Annotated in this window: 3 protein-coding genes; 1 reads left to right on the forward strand and 2 read right to left on the reverse strand. The window is 75.0% G+C overall.

Translation table 11 applies throughout. From position 1 onward, the window contains the following. Positions 1-2,851, forward strand: a 2,851-nt coding sequence (gene glgB, locus HMPREF3099_RS05130; RefSeq protein ID WP_141761997.1) for a 1,4-alpha-glucan branching protein GlgB, incomplete at its 5' end; no start/stop codon positions are given. A 121-nt stretch (positions 2,852-2,972) separates the two neighbouring features. Here glgB and HMPREF3099_RS05135 read toward each other — a convergent pair. Continuing rightward, a complete protein-coding gene (locus HMPREF3099_RS05135; RefSeq protein WP_237769747.1) occupies positions 2,973-4,361 on the reverse strand; it encodes an HNH endonuclease signature motif containing protein in 1,389 nt (462 codons plus the stop codon). Between the two features lie 205 nt (positions 4,362-4,566). After that, positions 4,567-5,438: tetratricopeptide repeat protein (locus HMPREF3099_RS05140; protein WP_141761998.1), on the reverse strand; the 872-nt coding region annotated here is incomplete at its 5' end.

Genomic DNA, 5,438 nt, shown 5'->3' on the forward strand with positions numbered 1-5,438 from the left:
CACGCCGCTCGACGCCGCGGGCCGCGCCGAGCTGGACGCCTGGGCCCAGGGCGTGCGCGAGGCCTTCCTGGAGGGGTACACCTCCGTGGCCGGTGCCCGGGCGGCCGAGCCCCGCGCCCTGCTGGAGGCACTCGAGGTGGACAAGGCCTTCTACGAGGCCGTGCACGAGCGCCGCACCCGCCCCGACTGGGCGGCCATCCCGGTGCGTGCCCTGGAGCGGATGCTGGGCATCACCCTCAGCCCGGCCGTCACGCAGCGGACGACGGTCGCCGGTGGGACCACCGGTGGCGCGGCGGGCGCAGGGCCCGCCGACGCTCGCGAGGGCTGGTCGACCGGCGGGGACGACGCCCTCTCCCCCGACGGGGACGGCACCCCCGGCTCCCGGGTGAGCGGCCCGGAGTCCGACGACGTCCGCACCCGCTCCGACGGGGCGGACGAGCCCGGCCCCACCCGGTCGCGCCGGGCCGGTGCGACGCGCTTCACGTTCGGCTCCGGGGCCACCGGCCCCCGTGACGCCTCTCCCGCAGGCGGCGACACCTCCCCTGCCGCCGGCCAGGACGACCCCGCCACGGTGAGTCGCGAGGAGGCGTTGCGCATCGTGCAGGGCCGCAGCAGCGACCCGCACGCGGTGCTCGGCCTGCACGCCGTGGCCGACGGCGTGGTCATCCGTGCCCTGCGCCCCCGCGCCCGCCGCGTGGTGGCCGTGCTGCCCGACGAGTCGCGCCACGAGCTCACCCACCAGGCCGAGGGGATCTTCGGGGCGCACCTGCCCGGGGTCGCCCCCACCGACTACCGCCTCGAGGTGGTACGGCCCCTGCCTGGCCCGGCCGCGAGCACCCGCGGGCAGGCCGCCGAGCCGCGGCTGCAGGACGACGGGTACCGCCAGCCGCCCGGCATCGACGAGATGGACCTGCACCTGGTGCGCGAGGGGCGCCACGAGCGGCTCTGGACCGTGCTGGGCGCCCACCTGCGCCGCGTCGAGGGCCCGATGGGCACCACCCGGGGCGTCGGCTTCAGCGTGTGGGCGCCCCACGCCCGCGGTGTCCGCGTGGTGGGCGACTTCAACCAGTGGGACGGCACCGCCCACCCGCTGCGCCGCCTGGGCGACAGCGGTGTGTGGGAGCTGTTCGTGCCCGGCGTCGGCGCCGGGGAGCGGTACATGTTCCAGGTCACCACCGCCGAGGGCACCACCGTGACCAAGGCCGACCCGATGGCCCGCCGCGCCGAGGTGCCGCCGGGCACCGCATCGGTGGTGGACGACTCGAGCGCCCGGGACTTCGGCTGGACCGACGAGGCGTGGATGGCGCAGCGCGGCACCCAGGACCCCCTGGCCCGGCCGATGTCGGTCTACGAGGTGCACCTCGGCTCGTGGCGCCGTGGCCTGGGCTACCGCGAGCTGGCCGAGCAGCTGGTGGAGCACGTGCGCGAGTGCGGCTTCACGCACGTGGAGCTGCTGCCCGTGGCCGAGCACCCCTACGCGCCCAGCTGGGGCTACCAGGTGACCGGCTACTACGCCCCCACCGCGCGCTTCGGCACGCCGGACGAGTTCCGCCACCTCGTGGACGCGCTGCACGCGGCCGGCATCGGCGTCATCGTGGACTGGGTGCCGGGCCACTTCCCCAAGGACGAGTGGGCCCTGGCCCGCTTCGACGGGCAGCCGCTCTACGAGCACCCCGACCCCCGCCGCGGCGACCACCCCGACTGGGGCACCCACGTGTTCGACTACGGCCGCAACGAGGTGCGCAACTTCCTGGTGGCCAACGTCCTGTACTGGCTGGAGGAGTTCCACGTGGACGGCATCCGCGTGGACGGGGTGGCCTCGATGCTGTACCTGGACCACTCGCGCGCCGACGGCGAGTGGGCCCCCAACCAGTACGGCGGCCGGGAGAACCTCGAGGCCGTGCAGCTGCTGCAGGACGTGAACGTCACCGCCCACCGGCTGCACCCCGGCATCGTCACCGTGGCCGAGGAGTCCACCGCCTGGCCGGGGGTCACCACCCCCACCTACGAGGGCGGGCTGGGCTTCTCGCTGAAGTGGAACACCGGCTGGATGCACGACTCGCTGGAGTACGTGGCCCGGGACCCCGAGGTCCGGCGTCTCCACCACCAGGACCTCACCTTCTCGATGGCGTACGCGTACTCCGAGCGGTACGTGCTGCCCCTCAGCCACGACGAGGTGGTGCACGGCAAGGGCTCGCTGGTGACCAAGATGCCCGGCGACACCTGGCAGAAGTACGCCGGCGTGCGGGCCTACCTGGCGTTCATGTGGGCGCACCCGGGCAAGAAGCTGCTGTTCATGGGCTCCGAGCTGGGCGTGCCGCGCGAGTGGGCCGAGGGCGCGTCGCTGGACTTCGACATCGACGGCGACCCGCTGCGCGCCGGCGTCCGCGCCACCGTGCAGGACCTCAACGCCCGGTACGCCGAGCTGCCGGCCCTGTGGCAGCTCGACCACGACCCGGCCGGCTTCCGCTGGATCGACTCCGAGAACGCCGCGGGCCAGGTCATCAGCTTCCTGCGCACCGGCCACGACCCGGCGGCCCCGGGCGGCACGCTGGCCGTGGTCGTGAACTTCTCCGACGGACCCCACGAGGACCTCCGCGTCGGCCTGCCGCACGCCGGCCGGTGGCGCGAGGTGCTCAGCACCGACGCCACCCGCTACGGCGGCTCCGGTGTGGGCAACCCGGGCGAGGTGGTGGCCGAGGAGGTGCCCGCCGACGGGCTGCCCGCCTCGGCCGCGGTGCGCGTGCCGCCGCTGGGTGCGGTGTGGTTCGTCCCGGTGACCGACGACCCACAGGGCCCGGACGGGGAGGCACTGGACGGGCAGGCAGGTGGGGACGAGCAGGCCCGCTGAGGGCACGGCCGGCTGACCGGCCGCCCCACGACCTGACCAGCCGCCGCTCTACCTGGCCAGGCTCCACTGCCTGACCAGCCACTCCTCTGCCCGACCGGCCACCCCTGCCTCCTCTCCGGACTCAGGGACCGGCCCGCTCGTCGGGCCACACCCAGCGCCCGTCCTCGAGCGAGGCGGTGAGGCCGTCGCGGTGCACCACCGTGTGGTGCCTCTCGCAGAGCAGTGCCAGGTTGTCCGCGTCCGTCGGCCCCCCGTCGGCCCAGTGCACGACGTGGTGGGCGTGGCACCACTCCGGCGGTCGGTCGCAGCCGGGGAAGGTGCACCCGCCGTCCCGGAGTGCGGCGTGCGCCCGCTGCGCCCCGCTGGCGAAGCGCTCGGACCTTCCGAGCTCGAGCGGCGCGGAATCCGTGCCCAGCACCGCCGGCACGAGGTCGGCGTCGCAGGCCATCTGCCGCAGCTCGGCAGGGGTGAGCACCTCGCCACGGGTGGTCGTGCCGAAGGCCGTACGGCCCGCGTCGGCCACCGGCCCCGGCAGGCCGCGCCCCCATCCCCGCCGCCTGGGCGCGAGTTGTGCCAGTCCCTCCTGCAGGGTGCGGTGGTCCATCGTCACGATGAGGGTGGTGGACCCGGCGAGCCCGCACCCGCCGGCCGTGGCGGAGGTGTCCGCCGCCTGGGCCCGCTCCACGATCTCCAGCAATGCGTCGGCCCGCCGTCGCGCGGCCGACCGCGGATCACGCACGCGCTGACCGTCCTCGGTGACACGGGACCGCGGCCCCGCGAGCCCGTCCACCGCCCGGCGGAAGCGGGCGGCATCGGGCTGGTTGAGGTCGACCTGGAACCGGACCAACCCCGTGGGCAGTCTCCGTTCGGTGAGCGACGAGCACTCCTTGGCCCGCTCGTCCTCGTGGTCCAGGGCGTCCTGCCCGAACCGGGCCACGACCTCCCTGGTGAGCTGCAGCAGCGCCTCCCGGGTGGTTCCCGCGCGCCCCGGCTCGTCCAGCACACCGGCCCGCTGCAGGTAGTACCCGAGCACCTCGCTGCGGTCAGCCCCGGGCAGCACCGGCAGCACCTTGCGTGACTCCCTGAGGATGGTGTGCGCGTGCCCCACGCTCACTCCCCCACCCCAGACCGCCGCGGCCAACGACTCGGTGCCCCGCTCCAGGGTCGCCTCGGCCACCGAGGCCACGGCGTGTGCCCTCCCGGGCTCCGTGACCCCCGCGTTCTGGCGCACCCACGCCGTGGTGCCGGCCGCACGCGAGGACCGGACCACTCCCCTGTCCACGGCCTCGGCGGTCACTCCCGCCATTGCCGCCTCCGCGGCCTGCACCAGCCTCCCGAGCACCCCCACCACCTCGGCGAGGTCGTCGGACCCCAGCGCCCACAACCCGGTGCGCAGGCCTTCCAGGTCCCCCACGAGGCCCGCTGCCCGCCGGGCGACGGCTGCCGCCTGCCCTGCGCGGCCGATGCCGGGAACCACCCCCAGCGGCCCCTCCCCCACAGCCGTGGCCACGTCATCACCCCCTGAGACGGTCGTCCTGCCCACGTCCGGCGCCGGCTCCCCTGCCGACGCCTCCATCATACACACACCCGATTTCACGTGCAACATCTGTACTGCTCCCGGCGTGACCCCTGCCCGGGAGAACCCGAGGGCCGCCGACCACCGCAGCAGTCGACGGCCCTCGGCCGGCACAGGACCCACTGGGCCCCACGCCCCCTCAGAACAGCGCGCTCATGAGCTTGCTGCGCGCGGTCCGCACGCGCGGGTCGGCCGAGCCGACCATCTCGAAGAGCTCCAGCAGCCGCTCGCGGGCCGCGGTGCGGTCGTCGTCGGCCGTCACCTTGACGGTGTCGATGAGGCGCTCGAACGCGTCCTCCACGTGGCCCCCGAGCATGTCCAGGTCCGCGGCCTGCAGCTGCGCCTGCACGTCGGTGGGGTTCGCGGCCGCGGCCTCGCGCACGGCGGTGGCGTCCAGCGACCCGGCCCGGGCCAGCAGCACCACCTGCTGACGCCCCAGACGCGCCTCCTCGTCACCCGGCTCCTCGGCCAGGCGTGCGTCGAAGGCCGCCACGGCGCGATCGAAGTCACCGGCGTCGATGGCGGCGTAGGCCTCCTCCAGGTGCGGCGAGAGGGGCTCCGCGGGTTCCTGGGCCGCCTCGGCACCCGCGCCGGCCTGCACACCCTCGGACACCGAGCCGGAGACCCCCGGCATCGCGCGGCCCGTCACACCGTTCTCCGCAGCGGCGGTCAGCAGGTTCTGCATCACCGCGCGCACCTCGTCCTCCGGCTGGGCACCGGGGTACAGCGGCATCGGCTGCCCACCGAGGATGGCGATGGTGAACGGCTCGGGCAGCTCCGGCATCTGGAAGGCCTGGAGCATCTCCGGCTGGGCACCCACGTCGGCGGTGGCCAGGCGGAAGGCACCCTCCATGGAGACCGCGACGCGCTCCATCATCTGCACGTACTCCAGCGCACCGGGCTGCTGCGGGCTCCACAGGACCAGCACCGCCGGCACGGTCATGGAGTCGCGCAGGACCTCCTCGAAGGTGGCGAGGTCCACGGCCACCACGGTGGCGCGGGCGTCCCCGG

The sequence above is a fragment of the Kytococcus sp. HMSC28H12 genome (genome assembly GCF_001816045.1).
GTDB lineage: Bacteria > Actinomycetota > Actinomycetes > Actinomycetales > Dermatophilaceae > Kytococcus > Kytococcus schroeteri.